Below are 18,575 nucleotides of genomic sequence, written 5' to 3'. Positions count from 1 at the left end.
CCACTGGAGAAAGGATTATGAAAAACGTCGTTATTGCTGGGTATTGCCGGTCGCCGTTTACGCCCGCCCATAAAGGCCGCCTCATTAAAGTCAGACCGGACGATCTTGCAGCCCAGGTTGTCAGAGGGCTCATCGAGAAAACCGGCGTCAACCCGCATGACCTCGAAGACCTGATTCTGGGCTGTGCGTTTCCCGAAGGCGAACAAGGGCTCAATGTCGCCCGCCTGATCGTCAATCTGGCCGACTTGCCGATTTCCGTCGCCGGCATGACGGTCAACCGCTTCTGCGGCTCATCCATGCAAGCCATCCATATCGCCGCCGGCGCCATTCAGCTGAATGCCGGCTCCGCGTTCATCTGCGCCGGCGTTGAATCGATGACGCGGATTCCGATGGGCGGCTACAACTACATGCCCAATCCGGCCCTTTTCGAGAAACTGCCCGAGGCCTATATCAGCATGGGCGATACCGCTGAAAACCTGGCCCGGCAATATGACATATCGCGCACCGACCAGGAGACTTTCGCCCTGTTAAGCCAGCAAAAGGCCTCCGAGGCCCAGCGGCAAGGCCGGTTTGCCGATGAAATCATCCCGATCAGCACGCCGGACTCAGGCATCGTGGACCAGGATGGCTGTATCCGCACCAGTACCAGCATGGAAGCCATGGCGCAACTGCCTCCCGCCTTTCAGACCAACGGCAGCGTCACGGCCGGCACTTCTTCACCGATCACAGACGGCGCCGCCGCAGTGCTGGTCTGCAGCGAGGAATACGCCGATGCGCATGGCCTCGACAAACTGGCCCGAATCAAGTCGATCGCCGTTTCAGGCTGCGCGCCGGAAATCATGGGCATCGGCCCAGTCGGCGCCTCCGCCAAAGCCCTGCAGCGAGCAGGGCTCGAGCTGGACGATATCGATATCGTCGAATTGAACGAAGCGTTTGCCGCGCAGACACTGGCCGTCCTGAAAGCCCTGCCGGTTCCATTATCCAAGCTGAACCTGGATGGAGGCGCCATCGCGCTGGGCCATCCGCTGGGCGCATCGGGCGCCCGAATCACCGGCAAGGCGGCCAGTCTGCTGAAACGCGAAAACAAACGCTACGCATTGGCCACGCAATGCATAGGCGGCGGACAAGGCATCGCGACCATTCTGGAGGCAATCTGATGGATATCAAAAGAGTCGCCGTCATCGGTGCCGGCGTCATGGGAGCCAGTATCGCCGCTCACATCACTAACGCCGGCGTGCCTGTTTATCTGCTCGACATCGTTCCCAAAGACGCCAGAAACCGCAATGTCATCGCTGAAGCGGCCATCAAGAAACTGCTTGAAGCCGACCCCGCGCCGCTGATGCACAAAAACAATGCGCGCCTGATCACGCCGGGCAATGTCGAGGATCATCTCAACTGGCTGGCTGATGTGGACTGGGTTATCGAAGCCGTCATTGAAGACCTGCAAATTAAACAATCGCTTTATCAGAAATTGACGGCCGTCTGCCGCGACGATTGCCTGATCTCGTCGAACACCTCGACGCTGCCTTTGGCGCTGCTGACGCGAGGCCTGCCGGAAAGCTTCACGCAGCGTTTCATGATCACGCATTTCTTCAACCCGCCCCGCTATATGCGGCTTCTGGAGCTGGTGGCAGGCCCTCATACCCGGCCCGAACTGGCTGAAATGGTCAGCCGCTTCGCCGATACCAGACTGGGCAAGGATTGCGTGATTTGCAAGGACACGCCCGGCTTTATCGGCAACCGCATCGGCGTGTACTGGCTGCAATGCGGCCTGCTGGAAGCAATGGACCGGCATCTCGGCGTCGAACAGGCCGATGCTGTCATGACTCCCTTCGGCATACCTAAAACCGGCATCTTCGGCCTGCTGGATCTGGTCGGCCTGGATCTGATTCCGCATATCCTGAAAGGCATGGAACTGGCCCTGCCAAAGGCCGATGCCTTTCATCGGGTCAACCGGCTGCCGGATCGGGTCGCCGGCATGATCAAGGACGGCTATACCGGCCGAAAAGGCAAAGGCGGCTTTTACCGGCTCAACGAAACCAGCGGCAAGCGCGTCAAGGAAGCGCTCGATCTTGAAACCGGAACCTATCATCCGGCCGAAAAGCCCAAGGCCGACGATCTGCATGAGTCCGTGGGCGCGATCGAGAAGTCGCCCCTGCGTGCCCTGCTGTCAGGCTCGGGCCCGGCCTCGCTTTATGCCTGGCAAGTCTGGTCCAGGACGCTGAGCTACGCCGCAGGACTTGTGCCGGAGATTGCCGATGACATCGTCGCCGTCGATACGGCCATGCGCGAAGGCTTCAACTGGCAATACGGACCGTTTGAACTGCTGGACCAGATCGGCGTCGGCTGGTTCGTCGACAAGCTGCGCGCGGAAAACCGCGAGGTGCCGCCGCTATTGGCTGCCGGACGGCCCCTGTATCAGGTCAGCTCAGGCCAGCTGACGTTTGCCGATCTGTCGGGCGATTACCGGCCGGTCCGCAGAGAAGAAGGCGTATTGCTGCTGTCCGACGTAAAATTGCGGCAGCCGCCCGTGCTGGTCAATCCGTCGGCCAGCCTGTGGGATATCGGCGACGGCGTCGCCTGCCTGGAATTTCACAGCAAGATGAATACGCTCGACATGGACACCATGACGCTGATCCGGCAGAGCATCGAAAAAGTCAGCAACGAGTTTGCCGCTTTGGTCATCCACAACGACGGCGAGAATTTTTCCGCCGGCGCCAACCTGACCTTGCTGATGCAGGCCATTCACAACAGCGACTGGTCGGCCGTCGAGCAATTGCTGCTGCAGGGCCAGCAAACCTTTAAGGCCCTGAAATTCGCGCCTTTTCCGGTGGTCGGCGCGCCGTCGGGGCTGGCTTTGGGCGGCGGCTGCGAAATATTGCTGCACTGCGACGCCATACAGGCGCATGCCGAATTGTATATGGGTCTTGTGGAAGTCGGCGTCGGTCTGATTCCAGCCTGGGGCGGCTGCAAGGAATACCTGCGCCGCTGGCTGAAGTTTCCCAAACGGCCCGGCGGCCCCATTCCGCCGATTGTCAAAGCCTTCGAAACCATCGGCATGGCCAGGGTATCGAAATCGGCCATGGACGCGAAGGAGTTGATGTTCCTGGCGCACACCGACGGCATCACCATGAATAAAAGCCGCCTGTTGGCGGATGCCAAGGCTAAAGCGCTGGAGCTCAAACAGGATTACCGACCGCCCGAGCCCTGCGTCTATGCGATGCCGGGAAAGACCACCGGAATAATGCTCAGCATGGGCGTCAAAGCCCTGCATTTGCTGGGCAAAGCCACCGATTACGACGTTGAAGTCGGCGACAAGCTGGCCTATGTCCTGAGCGGCGGCGACGCCGATATCACGTCACCGCTGACGGAAGGCGACATACTGGCGCTGGAACGGGAAGCATTCTTGCAACTGGTGCGGCAGCCCGGCACCCTGGCAAGACTGGATCATATGTTGAAGACCGGCAAACCGTTAAGGAATTAGACGCCGATAAACTGCGCATTGCCCGCTAAGTTTGCGGCGATGCGCATCTATACCATACCGAGGAGAACAACAATGCTCTGGTTACTCACCCTGCTCATCCTGCTAGGGGTGCTTGCCTATTACAAAATCTCGCTGCTGAAGTCGACGATCGCTATCGCCCTGCTGCTGAGCATTTATACCTTGTTAAGCAATTTGCCCTTACTGAATGCCGTGTTATGGATAGGCTTTTTGTTTCTGGCCGTGCCGATCAATTACTCGCCGCTGAGACGGCAGATCATCACCGCCAGGATTTTCAAGCGGATGAAGGATGCGTTGCCGACCATGTCGCAGACCGAACGCGAAGCACTGGAAGCAGGCAATACCTGGTGGGATGCGGAATTGTTCTCGGGCGATCCGGACTGGAAAGTGTTGCAGAACCTGCCGGCCGCGCGGCTGAGCGAGGAAGAGCAGGCTTTTCTGGACGGCCCTGTGGAAACGCTTTGTGCCATGCTCGATGACTGGGACATCACGCACAACCGCCAGGATCTGCCCCAAGAGATCTGGGACTACATCAAAAAACACAAATTCTGCGGCATGATCATTCCGAAGCAATACGGCGGGCTGGATTTTTCCAACACGGCGCATTCGGCCTGCGTCATGAAGCTGGCCAGCCGCAGCACCACGGCGGCCGTCACGGTCATGGTGCCCAATTCGCTAGGCCCGGCCAAATTGCTGCTGGAATACGGCACCGAGCAGCAAAAGAACCATTATCTGCCACGCCTGGCATCGGGCGAAGAAATCCCGGCCTTTGCGCTGACCGGCCCGCATGCCGGCAGCGATGCCGGCGCCATGCCCGATACCGGCATCGTTTGCTACGGCCAATTCGAAGGCCGGAGAGTGCTGGGCATCCGCCTTAACTGGGAAAAACGCTATATCACGCTGGGCCCGGTCGCCACTGTGCTGGGCATGGCATTCAAGCTCTATGACCCGGATAAGTTGATCGGTGATCAGGAAAGCCGAGGCATCACCGTGGCCCTGATTCCGACCGACACGCCCGGCGTCTCGATCGGCCGGCGCCATTTCCCGCTCGATTCGGCGTTCCAGAACGGCCCCAACTGGGGCAAGGACGTATTTATTCCGATGGACTGGGTCATCGGCGGCGTCGAACAGGTCGGCAACGGCTGGAAAATGCTCATGCAGTGCCTGTCCACGGGCCGGGCCATTTCCCTGCCGGCATTGAGCGTAGGCACGGCGAAATCCGTCTGCCGCAATACCGGCGCTTACGCCCGCATCCGCAAACAGTTCAATCTGCCGCTCGGCGAATTCGAGGGCATACAGGAGCCGCTCGCGCGCATGGCCGGCGAGACCTATATTCTCGATGCCGCGCGCCAGGTCACGACAGCCGCCCTGGACTACGGCAGAAAACCGTCCGTGATCTCGGCCATCGTCAAATACGAACTGACCGAACGCATGCGCCGCATCGTCAACGACGGCATGGACATCCAGGGCGGCTCGGGCATCTGCATGGGGCCGCGCAATTATCTGGCCCGGTTTTATGAGGTCATTCCGATCAGCATTACCGTCGAAGGCGCCAATATCCTGACCCGCACGATGATGATCTTCGGCCAGGGCGCCATCCGCTGCCATCCGTTCATCCAGAAAGAAATGGCCGCCTTGCAGCAGGCGCCGTCCGGGCAGGCTTTGCAGCAATTCGACGAGGTTCTGCTCCGGCATATCGGCTTTTTCATGCATAACATGGCTGCCAGCTTCTGGCTGGGGCTTACCAATGCCTGTTTTCTGCGTGTGCCCGGCGATCGCATGACCCGACGCTACTACCGGCGAATCGCCCGCCTCAGCGCCAATTTCGCGCTGGTTGCCGACTTCGCTTTGTTTACTCTGGGCGGCTCGCTGAAGCGCCGTGAAAGAATCTCGGGCCGGTTTGCCGATGTCCTGAGCAATCTGTATTTGTGCTCCTGCGTGCTCAAGCATTACCACGACCAAGGCTCTCCCGCTGACGACGCGCCCCTGCTGAATTGGGCCTGCCAGCATACCCTGCACCGGACTCAGCAATCCCTGCTGGCCGTGCTTTGGAAGCTGCCGATGCGTCCAGTGGCCATACTGTTGCGCTTGATTACCTTCCCGATCGGCAAGCATTATGGGCCGCCCAATGACAAACTGGCGCATAAAACGGCCTCGCTGCTGCTTGCCGATACAGCGATGCGCGACCGCTTGACCGACGGCATTTACATCAACGGCAACCCCGACGATGCAACCGGCCGCATCGAGGTCGCCTTTAAAGCCGTACTGGCGGCGGCGCCTGTGGAAGCCAAAATCCGCGTCGCTCAACTGCACAAGCAATTGTCCAAAGGCGATCAATCCAAAGTGATTGCTGAAGCGCTGGCGAAGAACATCATCACGCCGCAGGAAGCGGACTTGATCGCTGCCGCCGAACAGGCCAGAATAGCCGCCATCAGCGTGGATGACTTCAGCCCTGAAGAATTGACCGGCAGATTGACGCAGGACTGACGGCGCCGGCCTTAGTTGTTTCCCAAAAAGATGCAATCAATAGAACGCATGCCCGATTATTTAACAATAATGACCAAATGTTGTACCATAATGATTAAACTGTCTTTAAATGCTGAGCCTCGTCTCAAACTCGAGTAATCGGAGAAATGAATGCCTGTCAATGCTGATGATTTTAAGAAAGCGCTACAACAATGGGCCAGCGGCGTCACTGTCGTTACTACTCAATCTGAAAAATTCGGCGTGCAAGGCATGACCGTCACCGCATTTTCAAGCGTGTCGGTCAATCCGCCTCAAATACTGGTGTGCATCAATGATTCGGCCGATACCGGCGCCGGCATTGAAGAAAGCCGGTGCTTTGCCGTCAATGTGCTGAATTCAGAACAACAGGACGTTTCCAATCAATTCGCAGGCGGCAGCAGTCAGAAAGAACGTTTTGAAAATACAGCTTGGGAGCCTGGCATAACAGGTTCGCCCATCCTGACTGACAGCATCGTGTCATTGGATTGCAGGGTTGTTGAAAAAGTCCGCGCCGGCACGCACTGGATCATTATCGGCGAAGTGCAGGATACGATTTGCCGTCCGGGCAATCCGCTGCTGTATTATTGCGGCAATTACCGGCAGCTTGCGTAAGCAGCTTTCATAGGCCGGGTTGACAAACCCGGCCGCCAATCCATCAAGCTATCCGCCGTGAAACACATCCGGTTTCGCGGCGGCTGGCCATCCCGCCTCAATCTCTTTTATTCAGCATTCACAACTTTTTGAGCTTTAACAACTTTCTTTCCCTGTTCAACTGAATGCACACGGATATCCCTTTGTGGGAAAGGAATCTCTATGTTGTGTTCGCGTAGGGCCTGTTCAAGCCGGACATGCAGATCGTGCGTGACAGGCAGTCGGTCTGCCAACTCGCCCACAAAAATACGAATGGAGAAATCCATCGCACTCTCGCCGAAACCGACGAACAATACGCTCGGCTCGGGGTCCGCAAGGACCAGCGGCGTGGCACGCACCGTGTCCAGCATGATTTTATGCGCCAGTTTGACGTCGGAGCCATAGGCGATGCCTACCGGAATCACCACCCGGGTGATCGCATCACTTAAGGTCCAGTTCACCAGCTGACTGGTGATAAAGGTCTTGTTGGGCACGATCAGCTCTTTCTGGTCCCCGTCTATGATCGTGGTCGCGCGCATCTGGATGCGGCTGACTTTACCGCTGACATTGCCAATGGTCACGGTATCGCCGACGCGTACGGGGCGCTCGAACAGCAAAATAATGCCGGACACCAGGTTGGCGAAGATTTCCTGCAGGCCGAAACCCAAACCGACACCGAGCGCCGCTACCAGCCACTGCACCTGCGACCAGCTGCCGCCCAGCTCATTGGCAACGCCGAGAAAACCGATGGAGATCAGCACATACTTGGCCAGCTGATTGATCGCGTAGCGGCTGCCCGCGGCTACCGATAAACGCCTGAAGATCAATAACTCGACCACACCGGAAAAGTTGCGCACCGAAACGATGACGATAAAAGCATAGAGTCCGGCCAGCAGCACATTGGTCATCGTTATCGGTTGATAGCTTTCCTGCCCTTCGACGATAACCTTGTGCTGCCAAAGCACGATGTTATCCAGGAACGAGAACGCCGGCAGGATATTGCGCCAGATCATCCAGAAGCCGATCACGATGGCGAAACCGATGAAAACGTTCAGAAGCTTCGTAGTCTGGGCGTTTATTTTAGGGATATCGATCAGCTCTTCATCGGTGGGCAGCACTGGGTCTTCCGCGCCCGCTACCGCATGCTTCGCGCCGCTGGCCGCAATCTTGCGTTTTTGCCGGACGTTCTTCAGAGCCAGCTGCCGATTGACCAGCGTCAGCCAGCGCAAAACCATCTGGTGCACGATAACGGACACAAAAAGCAGCCGCAGCGTTACGATCAGCTTCTGCTGCAACTCTACTGCGCTTTGGTAATAGCCGGCGACGGCAAAACCGATCACGATGACAGGCACCAGGATGATAGCCGGATACCAGATATAGCGCAGCCGGGGCAGCCATTTGTCAGGCTGGGCTTCAATGTAATCCTTTATTAATCCTTTCGACGGATGAAGTGTCTTGCTCATAAACATGCCCAGAACCGTCATGACAGCAATGAGGGCCAGACGGCCGAGGCTATCGCTGTGGCTTGAAGATTGTGACGCCTCGGTCGCATAAATAATGAACACAGCCGGCAGGAGCACAAAGCGCATCCAGGCAATCTGGTTGCGCAGCAAGCTGACTGTGCTTTTCTGCCACTGGAAATGCTTGCTCGCGATGCCTTTGGAGGCGAACAGGCGATAAAAAAATTCCAGAAAGAACAAGGGAATGGAAACGCCCAGCAACCCCGCCCCGATCGATTTGCTGAAATCGGCAAGATGGGCATGGCTGTTCAAAAACCAGCCCAGGTAATACAGAAACAGCGGCAGCGGCAACACCAGAATCAGTGTGTAGCCCAGAGCCCGCACCGTATAGCTGAAATTATCCGTGTAAATTTTTTCGACTTTTTCGGAAACGGCCGCCAATTGCTGCTTTGCCCAGTTTCTGGCCAATATGGAAACGACCAGACCGAATACGGCAATGACAGCCAGAAACAGATTTTCCAAGGCGATGTGGGCGGTATCCTTGAGCGCGGCCAGCCAATTGAACGGCGACAGCAGCCACTGTACCGAATGATACAGGCCGACGATAAAATCCTGATTGATCGACGGGGAGCTGGGCACCCACAGCAGCCGTTCGTCCAGATAGACCGCAAAGTCATCGGCCTGCTTGATCATCTGCCGCCTGGCGAAATCCAGATCGCCCAGCGTGCGCAGATAGGTCGTATAGGCCACCGATAATTTATTCAGCAATTCTTTCTGTCTGTCCAGCAGCATGCGCAATTCGGCCTGAATCATCATGCGTTGATCGGCCGGCAACGCCGCATCGACCTGCTGCGCCATAATCGCCTGCAGTTCGTCATCAATATCGGCGAGCTTTTTCAACCGGTCTTCAATCTTGAATTGCTCAAGACTGACTAAAGCCGTCTCATCCTGGATTGCCTGCGATTGCAGCGCAAACTGACCATCGGTCGGCAGATTGCGCCGCTGCTCGCGTAATATTTTGCCCAGCGCGGGGCTCAAGCCGGCCAGGCTGATTTTTTTTTCGGCGCTTTTAAAGTCATTGCCGATGTCGGCGGCTTGTTCATCCACTCTGTTTTTTTGTTCGCCGTATCTGTCAATCTTGCCGGTAATGAGTTGCAAATCCCGACTATACTGGATGTTTTCGCGCGTGAAGGCTTGAATTGCAAGATGCTTGCCGGCGACCGCCTTTTCAGCCTGACTGAGCGCTTCTTGCACCTCGCGCGCTTCCTGCTGCCGTCTCTCGTTGACCAGATCTTCTATGGCAGCCACAACCGGCACCAGCGCAGCCTTCTGCATATTCAGCAGCTGTAATTCGGCTTTGAGCTGTTCCACTCTGGCCGGATTGCTGATCGCCTCGATATCCAGCATTTTCAGCTCAGCCGTGCGCGACTCGATCAGCGTTTTCAACTGCATCTGCCAGGCTTCTGCCTCGAGCTTTGAAACAGAATTGCCGGCGGGTACTTCCAGCTTCTTCTGCGTCGATTCAAGATCCTGTTTTGCCGCTACGATTTCTTCCCGTATGAGCTGCGGGCGGCTGTTTTGCAAAACAAGCTCGTTTTCCAGGTTTTTTATTTGCTCATCCAGACTGCTGATTTTCCCTTTCTCAAGAATAAGCCGCTGTTCCAGCTCTTCGATGGGTATGTTGCCGAAATCCTCGATTTTCTGTTTAGACAGCCTTTGCTGAAACTGATCAATGTCTTTTTGCAGTTTTTTCGTTTTATCGGGGGCTTTGCTGACGGCCTCCTTGAACCCGGCCGTCTGGTTATTGAATCCTTCGGTATTGGCCAGATTATCCTGCGCAGACTGGTAGAGCTTGAGCACATTCGTTTTCAAGGCGGCATCCAGGTCTTGCCGCGCATTCAATGAATCAATCTTGGCCTGCAGCGCATCCGAGGTAATGCTGGAATTGCTGTTTTTTTGTCCCGTACTTGGCGTAGACGCCGTTTTTTCAGCCCAGGCGGGAGACGATCCAAGGCAGAGGATCAGCAATAAATACAGTAAATTATGAGCCATTGAACTGGCAACGGCGTGAGAATCCATACTTTTCATGAAGAATTATTTACAGCTAGGAGAGAATGAATAGGAGGTCATAACATCTTGGAGCGAGCGACATGCTTCATTTTGTAGCGCGTTCTTTAACCATTTTACCAGAAAGCTCATCATTATCAGCCCGACTTCGAGCCACTATTTAAAATTGAGCGCTAGTTTGCAAAACATTAGCGCAGTAGGTTAGCAAAGTTTTCTTAAGTTCTGATTGCCTCATTAATGACCGCCGCGCGCCAGCTCTGTGATAAAATGCTGAGCTTGTCGGCAGTATTAATGCTTCAGTGAGGCATTAAGAGTTAAGTTAAAAAAATTAGGCGTTACATTGCATGCATCCGGTAATATCAGCGAGCGGTCACAATCACAGGATTAGTTCTGTTTTCCACCTTCCCGAATTCCCGCCAAAAAACGATTTAAAGCTGTGGAGCCTGCGCTATGCAAGCCGGCTGCTGATGCTGTTGTCCCTGGCCTTGCCTGCTCCGTGGCTGCATGCCGAAGCCGTTGCCGACCAGCCGCCGGGCATGGAAAAAGAAATCAAGGCCATTATAGCGGCCCAACAACATCCATATCTGAAACGCTCCGGCTTTCTCAATCGTGCGGAGGATCTTGAGAATCTTTATAAGATCGCCCGCTATCAGCCCTTATGGCTAGGGCATGGACGCTCGGAAAAACAGATTGTCGACGCCCTGGCACTATTGGCAAAAGCTTCGGAGCACGGCTTGAGCGCGGCGAATTATGATGCTGAAATGCTGCAGCAAAAATTGCCCGAGGCCTTAAAGCTGGCTCCGGAAGCGTATAATTCAATCGCGCTGTACGATACAGCGCTGAGCCTGTCCCTGCTGCGTTTTCTGCACGATGTGCATTACGGCCGCGTTAATCCCCAAGGCATCAATTTCAACCTGAAACTGAGGAAAAAAAAACTGGCTGATCTGCCGACGCTGATCAAGGACAGTCTGGCGCAGGATACCGTTTCCCAACTGCCTTTACTGGTCGAGCCGAAATTAAAACAGTATCAAAAACTGAAGCAGGCTTTAGCGGCTTACCGTCGGCTGGCTGCCGAATCCCGGCCCTATAAGCTGACTCTCACCAAAACCATTCACCCCGGCGATAAACTGCCGCAAATCGAAGAGCTGCGCCAATTTTTGGTCGCAATCGGCGACCTGCCTGAAGATAAAGCCGAAGATAACGGCAAAGCCCAAAAAACATCGCTTTATACGGGTGAAATCGTTGAAGGCGTTAAAAAATTCCAGTACCGGCACGGTCTTGGCGCTTACGGCGTTATCGGCAAGGAAACAGCCGCCGCGCTCAGCGTGCCGTTAACGCAACGTGCAGCGCAAATTGAACTGGCGATGGAAAGATTGCGCTGGCTGCCTGAGCTCCCGGCCGGGCCCTCTATTATCGTCAATATTCCGGCTTTTCAATTATGGGCGTTCAATGCGCTTGGCAGAGTGGATGCCGATATGCTGAACATGAAAGTGGTCGTCGGCAAGGCCCTGAAGAATCAGACGCCGGTATTAATGGCGGAATTGCGTTTTATCGATTTTATGCCTTACTGGAACATTCCCTATAGCATCCTGAAGACCGAAGTATTGCCCAAATTAATAAAAAATCCGAATTATCTGGCCAAAGAACATATAGAGCTGGTCCCCAACTTCGGCAATGAAGTCAAGCCCGTCCCGTTTGCCGACAATTCCATCGCGCAACTGAAACAGGGAACATTAAAAGCCAGGCAGCGCCCCGGCAATAAGAACGCCCTGGGCAAAGTAAAATTCATTTTTCCCAATCAGAGCGATGTCTATTTGCATGACACGCCGGCCAATGCCTTATTCAGCAAATCGCGCCGGGATTTCAGCCACGGCTGCGTACGGGTCGAAAATCCTCAGCAGCTGGCCGAGTTCGTTCTGAAAGGCCAGGAAGGGTGGAGCAAGGAAACCATACAGACAGCCATGCAGACGCCTAAAACGCAACACGTTGTCCTGAAAAAGCCGGTACCGGTGCTGTTCTTTTATACGACGTCTTTCTTCGATCAACATGACAGTCTGATGTTCTATCAGGATATTTATGATCAGGACCCTGTTTTACAGGGCGCGCTTGAAAAACCGGCCGACCTGTCCGATCAGCTGCTTTTCATCAGCAATGGTCCGGAGCCGGTCCAGTTGGTGAGATAAGCGCAACCAATCGACTCATGCCTGAAAGTCTGGATTTGATCCAACATATGTTACGCATGGGTGGTTTCATCCCGTTTGCTGCGCCGAGCACCGCCCCTAAAAGCTGCGGTAGGCTGTTAAAGGCAAGGATCTCGCCTTCGGGTGCGATAAACCCGATTAACACAACCGTCGCGCTAGCGACACTTTATTAAACCGATCTAACTTCAACCAACTGCGTAACATGAGTTATTGAATCATTAAGGCAGACACGAAAACAGGCCGATACCTATTTATACCACGACCTGAAATCGCCCGTATCCAGGTGCACAAAATCGGCGCGTGGATAATACCCGACTCCGCCGCGGCGCATGGCGAGCGCTGCGTTTCTGACTCTTCGCATATCCATTCCGGCCACATGAATATCAATAGCCCGGCCCTGCATGTGCAGACTGTGCTTTGCGACGCCACGGATTTGTCGGCGCAATCTGGCATTGGTACGCGGGGAACGATAGCCCGAAAAGATCTGGAAAGGCTGACTGATTCCGAGCGCAAGTTTCAGATCATATAACTGATCGAGCAATGCCGGATCAATGGGGTGAACGTCGTCGGTATGATAATCGCGAAGCAGATAATTGATTTCCAGCAGGGCGTCTTTCAGATAGCCGCCCTGTTCAAAATAGGTCAGCTTCAGCTTGTCGCCGGTATAGACGTGTAGTAAGGAAAGCGATTTATGCGAAGGAAGGCGCCTGGCTGCCGCGTTTGCGATTCCGGTACCACTCAATGTCAGCAAAGAACCACATGCCATAGTCTTCAGAAACCTTCGCCTTGATGTTGCAAAACCGCCCTCATCAATATCTAGGCTTTCTATCTGTCTGTTCATGTTTTGTCTTTTGTACCGCTGTAGATGTCATTATTTTTTGCAAGTCTTAAACTAACCTTAAATAAGTATTCGTACTTAAATTGGAAAGGTCGTTATTCGATTGCCCGTTCTTAAGCTGTAAAATGCCTCCTGAGTTGATAATCACGCTTAGACCATAAAAATTAATGAACTTATCTTTAGCTGTACTATTCATAGTCTTTTTATTAATCGCCGTGCGGAAAATCGGCCGATTTACGATTAAAATCTGGCAATCGATGACTGCGGGCGCCTTGATTGTACTGGCCTTTGGCGAAATCAGCTGGCTCGATGCCTTAAGGGCGATAGACCTCGACGTCATGCTGTTTTTGCTGGGCATGTTTATTGTGGGCCAGACACTGGTCGCCAGCGGTTATCTGTATTACCTGGCCTATCGCTTGTTCAACCGGATCAGGTCGGCGCAGCAATTGCTTCTGGGCATCCTGTTCGGCGCCGCCTTCAGCTCGGCGCTGCTGATGAACGACACGCTTGCCATAGTGGGTACTCCGCTCGTATTGCGATTAGCACTAGAACATAAACTCAGCGGCAAACTGTTCTTGCTGACGCTGGCCTACGCCATCACGCTCGGCAGCGTGATGAGTCCTATCGGCAATCCGCAGAATCTGCTCATTGCCACGCATGCGGAATTACCGGCACCTTTTCAGACATTTTTTAAGGCCCTGGCCGTGCCTACGCTGATCAATTTGATCGTCACCTATTTACTATTGCGATGGGTTTACCGGGACGAGTTCAGGAATGGCCTGCCGCTGACTCATAATCCCGTCGGCCTGCTGGACCCGGAACTGGCTAAACTCGGCCGCATCTCGCTGTTTTTATTGATCGGCCTGATCATCGTCAAAATCATTCTGGTCGGCTTGCACAGCCTGATACAGATCAAGCTGAGCCATATTGCTTTGATCGCCGCCCTGCCGCCGGTATTGCTGAGTCCTGCCCGCCTGCACTTATTGAAGAGTCTGGACTGGGCGACCCTGGTGTTTTTTGCCGCGATGTTCGTGTTGACGGCCAGCGTCTGGCAAACCGGCGTCATGCAGCGGCAGGTCGAAGATCTGGCGATAGACCTGACGACCGTGCCGGCAATCATGCTGCTGAGCGCATCGCTCAGCCAGCTGGTCTCCAATGTGCCGCTGGTCGCGTTGTATCTGCCCATGCTGACGCATACGGATGCCGCCTCGCTGATGGCCCTGGCAGCCGGCAGCACGGTAGCCGGCAATTTCCTGATCCTGGGCGCCGCCAGCAACGTCATCATCATCCAGCATGCCGAGAAACACGAAGCAACACTGGGCTTTTTCGAGTTTGCCCGCATCGGAATTCCATTGGGCTTTATCAATCTATTGATATACTGGGCGTGGCTCAGTTACTGGTATAACTAAGCCCTGAGAATTTTCCGGCCATTTCACTGCTTACCAACATTGGATGAGTAAAAAAACCACTAAACCTTCGGCTTATCTGACTGAAGTCAAAATGCTTTCGGACCGTATCGTCAAGGCCCAGCAGCCCATACGCATTCTGGATGCGACCAAATGGGACGACAGCATCAAGCAGGCTTTTTTTGAAGGCAAATGCAAGAAACCGCCGCTCGTAACGCCCGATTATTATCTGCAGCGCCCTCTGGGCTTTGATCCGACCGAGAAAAAACGCGAGTTTTACCAGATCGAGCGGGATTTGTCGCGCAAGCTGGGCCAGCTCAATCCGCTCAGCGTCATCATGCGCCGGATTTGCCGCGAGTACCAGTCCGTCGTGCGTATGCTGGAGTCCCGGGGCACGCCCATCTTCTCCGATATTTCTCAGGAACTGTACGGCTCCTCGCGCGATGTGTTCCATGTCGGCGACCCGACGATCGCCGATCTCGGCAGCATGATGGAAGCAACGCTGTCGCAATTGCTGAAACTGGATTTCCTGAATGAAGAGCCCAAGACCATCACTGCAAAAGAAGCGGTAGGCATCCTCAACGAAAGAATTGAAAATCTGTTTCCGGGCAATGGCCTGCGCGCGATGATCAGTGACGGCATCGTCGCCGATGCCGCCGCCGGCACCGATTACGTCAAGCTGCGCGCGGATGCCCTGTTCAATATGCGCGACCTGCGCGTACTTGAAGTGCATGAGGTCTGGGTGCACCTGGGCACGACGCTGAACGGCCTGGCTCAGCCTTACTGTACGTTTCTCGGCAAAGGCCCGCCTTCGTCCGCGGTCACGCAGGAAGGACTGGCGGTGTTGATGGAAATTTTGACCTTCAGCTCCACCCCTAACCGGCTGATGCGCCTGATCAACCGTGTGCGCGCCATTACGCTGGCCGAAGACGGCGCCGACTTCATGGATATCTTTCATTTTTTCAGGGACAAGGGGTTGGACCCGGAAGAAAGCTACACGCTGAGCAGCCGGGTATTCAGAGGCAGCAGCGCGGACGGCATGCCTTTCACCAAGGACCTGACTTATATCAAAGGTTTCGTGCTGACCTATAACTTCATGCGGCTGGCGGTCAGCACGGGCAAGCCCGACCGCATCCCGCTGCTGTTTTGCGGCAAGACCATGATCGAGGATATGAGGGTGCTGGTCGATCTGGTTGAAGAAGGAACCGTCATCGCGCCGCGCTTCCTGCCGCCGCAATTCAAGGACCTGATGGGGCTGTCGGCTTGGTTGAGCTTCAGCCGCTTTATGTCATCGATGAGCTTCCGGCAACTGGAGCAGGACTACGCCAATGTTCTATAATCGAACCCATCGCCCCAAAAAAGCAGACGTGTTGGACGTCATGCATCCGCCGACGGAAATCCGTGCCGACGCAGGTTTTGTGGCTGTAACACAGCATCGCTTGAATGCTGATTAATAATAATTAGAGAGGAAATCATGAGAATACCAAACTTGCTCGTCGTTTTATTGAGTCTTTCCTTATTTAACATGACCGACGCCATAGCCGGAGCCAGCGGCCATGCCGGCCATACGCCGGGTACCGGCAGCGGTGGCGCGGCGGGTTGCGTAAAAGCCCGTCTCAGCAAATTCCAGCCCGGCCACATGGCCACCGTTGCGCCGGAAGCGGAATTTTCGTTCATGGTTACCGGCATTCAGAGCCCCGATCAAGTCGAGGTCACCGTAAAAACGATCCCGGTGGAAATCACTGGCGAAGATAAAGACAGCTTCTATCTGATAAAAGGCAAACTGCCGGCCGAGCTGAAAAATGTAACCGCCAGAGTTAACGTCAAGGTCAACGCCAAATCGCCAAGGTGTGAGGCTGAAAACGGATGGCTGGTTAAAATAACCGAATAAATCAACTTAATTCAAGGAGAAGCACCGGTCAGGCCTGATGATGTACATATCCCCTGCCCTGGCTGAGCTTTAGAGAATGCCGCATGACTGAAAACCTTTCCATCAAGAAATGTGTGGCCTACTGCCTGGCGCAGCGTTTCGATATTGCCGCGTTATCAAAAATAATTTCCGAATCGAAACAGGTCAGGATTATTAAAGGTGCATTGCTGGTTGAGGATCACGAGGCCTTGTCGGTTATTTTCGCGTATGGAGCCGTCGTGCACTGGAACATCGATCCGGAGCAGCAGGCCCGGCTCCATCGTTTATTGCTGGAACATGCGGATAACCCGCTCGATATCGTGGAGGAAGATAACTTCACCTACGCGCTCAACTGCTCGACGACGCGCATTATTGAAGACCATATCGAAATCGAGTCTGCCGATCCCATCCTGCTGTTTTCATTGTCCCAGGGCATGGCGCAATCGATCAAGCTGGCCTTTTTTGAAACCCACGCGCTCAGGACCATCACCAATACCAATTACATTCCGAAATCGCTGGCCCAGAATGGCCGCATCAAGTTGAACCGCCAGGAAATAGCCAAGATCCGCGGCCAACTGTTCCTGACCAAAAGCGACATCATCCTGAACTACGACCTGCTCGATATTCCCGATTTTTTTTGGGAATACCCGGAATATGAACCTTTTTACAGCGTTGCCGCCAAATACCTGGAAATAGCGCAACGCATCGAAGTGTTATCCAAAAAACTCGAAACCATCCATGAACTGTTTGAAATGCTGGCCGACGAGCAAAAGCACAGACATTCTTCAAAACTGGAATGGATTATCATCTGGCTGATTGCGTTTGAAATCGGCATGACCATTTTTGAAAAAGTGGCCTGAGAATTCCTGCCAGCCATTGCATTTCCTTATAAATCTTTCCTTATGCTCAGTTACCGCCACTCATTCCATGCCGGCAATTTCGCCGATGTCCTGAAACACCTGACGCTGATCCAGATTCTTGAATACCTGAGGAAAAAAGACAAGCCGTTCAGTTGCATCGATACCCATGCTGGTCCCGGCGCTTACGCACTGGACAGCGACTTTGCGCTGAAAAACAGGGAATTCGACAACGGCATCGGCAAACTCTGGCAACGGCATGACCTGCCGGCCAGCGTTGCCGCCTACGTCGGGCTGATCAGGCAATTCAACGGCTTGGACAAGCTCACGCGCTATCCAGGCTCGCCGTTGATCGCACAACATTTATTACGCAGCAAAGACCGGCTGTTTTTATACGAACTGCATTCGACGGAAATCGCCTTACTGGCGGAAGCCGTTGACAGGGACAGGCGCATCAAGGTCTTCCATGAAGATGGCTTGAAAAACAGCATCGGCCTGTTGCCGCCGGCCGAGCGCCGCGGCCTTGTCTTGATCGATCCGTCTTATGAAATGAAGAGCGATTATCAGGACGTCGTGGACACCTTGGTAAAAATGCACAAGCGCTTTGCCACCGGCATTTTCGCGCTCTGGTATCCAGTCGTCGAACGCAGACGCAATAAAGAACTGGAACAGGCTCTTCAAAACAGCGGCATCAAAAATATCCAGTTGTTTGAATTGGGCCTTCAGGCCGATACCAATGAACACGGCATGACCGCCAGCGGCATGATCGTGATCAACCCGCCTTGGACATTGAAGCCTGACATGGAAGCTGTTCTGCCGTGGCTGGCCGATGTGCTGAGCGAAAACGGCGCAGTTTTTTACCGCATACAGGAACTGGCCGGGGAATAGCGCCTGCTCCATTAAACCTGCCTATCGGCTGATGATACGCATGATCGGCCATTCAGCCCGTCCGCCGCGCTGAACACCGCAGAGAGCCGTTGCCGAAGATAGCAACCGCTCTTTTTAAAAAGATGAGCTTGAGCTAGAATTTAAAAACAACCGCTTCTTGTTAAAGCCAGCTTCAGGCTGGACCATCTGGCCCTGGGCTAAGGAATTGTTGACGCCGGCCTTCACGCCACAGGCCCGAACCGCCTTGCTCCGGGTGCGGCTGGCGCTGGATGCCGGCCTTTGGTTATAGGACATTAAAAAATGGCAGAATTG

General features: G+C 54.4%; 13 protein-coding genes. 11 read left to right on the top strand and 2 right to left on the bottom strand.

What is annotated here, in order from left to right; translation table 11 throughout:
- Positions 1–17 precede the first annotated feature (17 nt).
- The 4 genes from V2P20_RS13310 (at position 18) to V2P20_RS13295 (ending at position 6,619) form a co-directional block, all read left to right on the top strand.
- On the top strand, positions 18–1,157 hold the full coding sequence (locus tag V2P20_RS13310; protein WP_331819081.1) for a thiolase family protein: 1,140 nt from the start codon (positions 18–20) through the stop codon (positions 1,155–1,157).
- Complete coding sequence (locus tag V2P20_RS13305; protein WP_331819079.1) at positions 1,157–3,484, top strand: 3-hydroxyacyl-CoA dehydrogenase NAD-binding domain-containing protein; 2,328 nt, start codon at positions 1,157–1,159, stop codon at positions 3,482–3,484. The genes V2P20_RS13310 and V2P20_RS13305 overlap by 1 nt, the downstream gene beginning before the upstream one ends.
- Positions 3,485–3,556: 72 nt before the next feature.
- On the top strand, positions 3,557–5,989 hold the full coding sequence (locus tag V2P20_RS13300) for an acyl-CoA dehydrogenase (RefSeq protein ID WP_331819077.1): 2,433 nt from the start codon (positions 3,557–3,559) through the stop codon (positions 5,987–5,989).
- Positions 5,990–6,139: 150 nt separating this feature from the next.
- On the top strand, positions 6,140–6,619 hold the full coding sequence (locus V2P20_RS13295) for a flavin reductase family protein (RefSeq protein WP_331819075.1): 480 nt from the start codon (positions 6,140–6,142) through the stop codon (positions 6,617–6,619).
- A 107-nt stretch (positions 6,620–6,726) separates the two neighbouring features.
- Here the strand turns inward: V2P20_RS13295 and V2P20_RS13290 are convergent, their stop codons facing one another.
- Positions 6,727–10,149, bottom strand: coding sequence for a mechanosensitive ion channel domain-containing protein (locus tag V2P20_RS13290; protein WP_331819073.1), 3,423 nt, complete (start codon positions 10,147–10,149; stop codon positions 6,727–6,729).
- A 359-nt stretch (positions 10,150–10,508) separates the two neighbouring features.
- Here V2P20_RS13290 and V2P20_RS13285 point away from each other — a divergent pair, with 359 nt between their 5' ends.
- Positions 10,509–12,347 (top strand): L,D-transpeptidase family protein, encoded by a 1,839-nt coding sequence (locus tag V2P20_RS13285; protein WP_331819071.1) that lies wholly within the window; start codon positions 10,509–10,511, stop codon positions 12,345–12,347.
- A 265-nt stretch (positions 12,348–12,612) separates the two neighbouring features.
- Here V2P20_RS13285 and V2P20_RS13280 read toward each other — a convergent pair whose 3' ends face one another.
- Positions 12,613–13,206, bottom strand: coding sequence for a YcbK family protein (locus V2P20_RS13280; RefSeq protein ID WP_331819069.1), 594 nt, complete (start codon positions 13,204–13,206; stop codon positions 12,613–12,615).
- 164 nt (positions 13,207–13,370) lie between these two features.
- Between V2P20_RS13280 and V2P20_RS13275 the strand changes: the two genes are divergently transcribed.
- The 6 genes from V2P20_RS13275 (at position 13,371) to V2P20_RS13250 (ending at position 18,552) form a co-directional block, all read left to right on the top strand.
- Positions 13,371–14,612 (top strand): SLC13 family permease, encoded by a 1,242-nt coding sequence (locus tag V2P20_RS13275; protein WP_331819067.1) that lies wholly within the window; start codon positions 13,371–13,373, stop codon positions 14,610–14,612.
- A gap of 43 nt (positions 14,613–14,655) precedes the next feature.
- Positions 14,656–15,948, top strand: coding sequence for a flavohemoglobin expression-modulating QEGLA motif protein (locus V2P20_RS13270; RefSeq protein WP_331819065.1), 1,293 nt, complete (start codon positions 14,656–14,658; stop codon positions 15,946–15,948).
- A 135-nt stretch (positions 15,949–16,083) separates the two neighbouring features.
- The gene (locus V2P20_RS13265) at positions 16,084–16,500 is read left to right on the top strand and encodes a hypothetical protein (RefSeq protein WP_331819063.1); all 417 of its coding nucleotides are present in this window, start codon (positions 16,084–16,086) and stop codon (positions 16,498–16,500) included.
- Between the two features lie 83 nt (positions 16,501–16,583).
- Positions 16,584–17,378, top strand: coding sequence for an RMD1 family protein (locus tag V2P20_RS13260; RefSeq protein WP_331819061.1), 795 nt, complete (start codon positions 16,584–16,586; stop codon positions 17,376–17,378).
- Positions 17,379–17,420: 42 nt separating this feature from the next.
- Complete coding sequence (gene rlmJ, locus V2P20_RS13255) at positions 17,421–18,263, top strand: 23S rRNA (adenine(2030)-N(6))-methyltransferase RlmJ (RefSeq protein WP_331819059.1); 843 nt, start codon at positions 17,421–17,423, stop codon at positions 18,261–18,263.
- A 157-nt stretch (positions 18,264–18,420) separates the two neighbouring features.
- A complete protein-coding gene (locus V2P20_RS13250; RefSeq protein ID WP_331819057.1) occupies positions 18,421–18,552 on the top strand; it encodes a hypothetical protein in 132 nt (43 codons plus the stop codon).
- Positions 18,553–18,575: the final 23 nt, after the last annotated feature.

The organism is Methylobacter sp. Wu1 (assembly GCF_036553575.1).
In the GTDB taxonomy this organism is placed as follows: domain Bacteria; phylum Pseudomonadota; class Gammaproteobacteria; order Methylococcales; family Methylomonadaceae; genus Methylobacter.
This window is presented reverse-complemented; position numbering and strand designations above follow the sequence as displayed.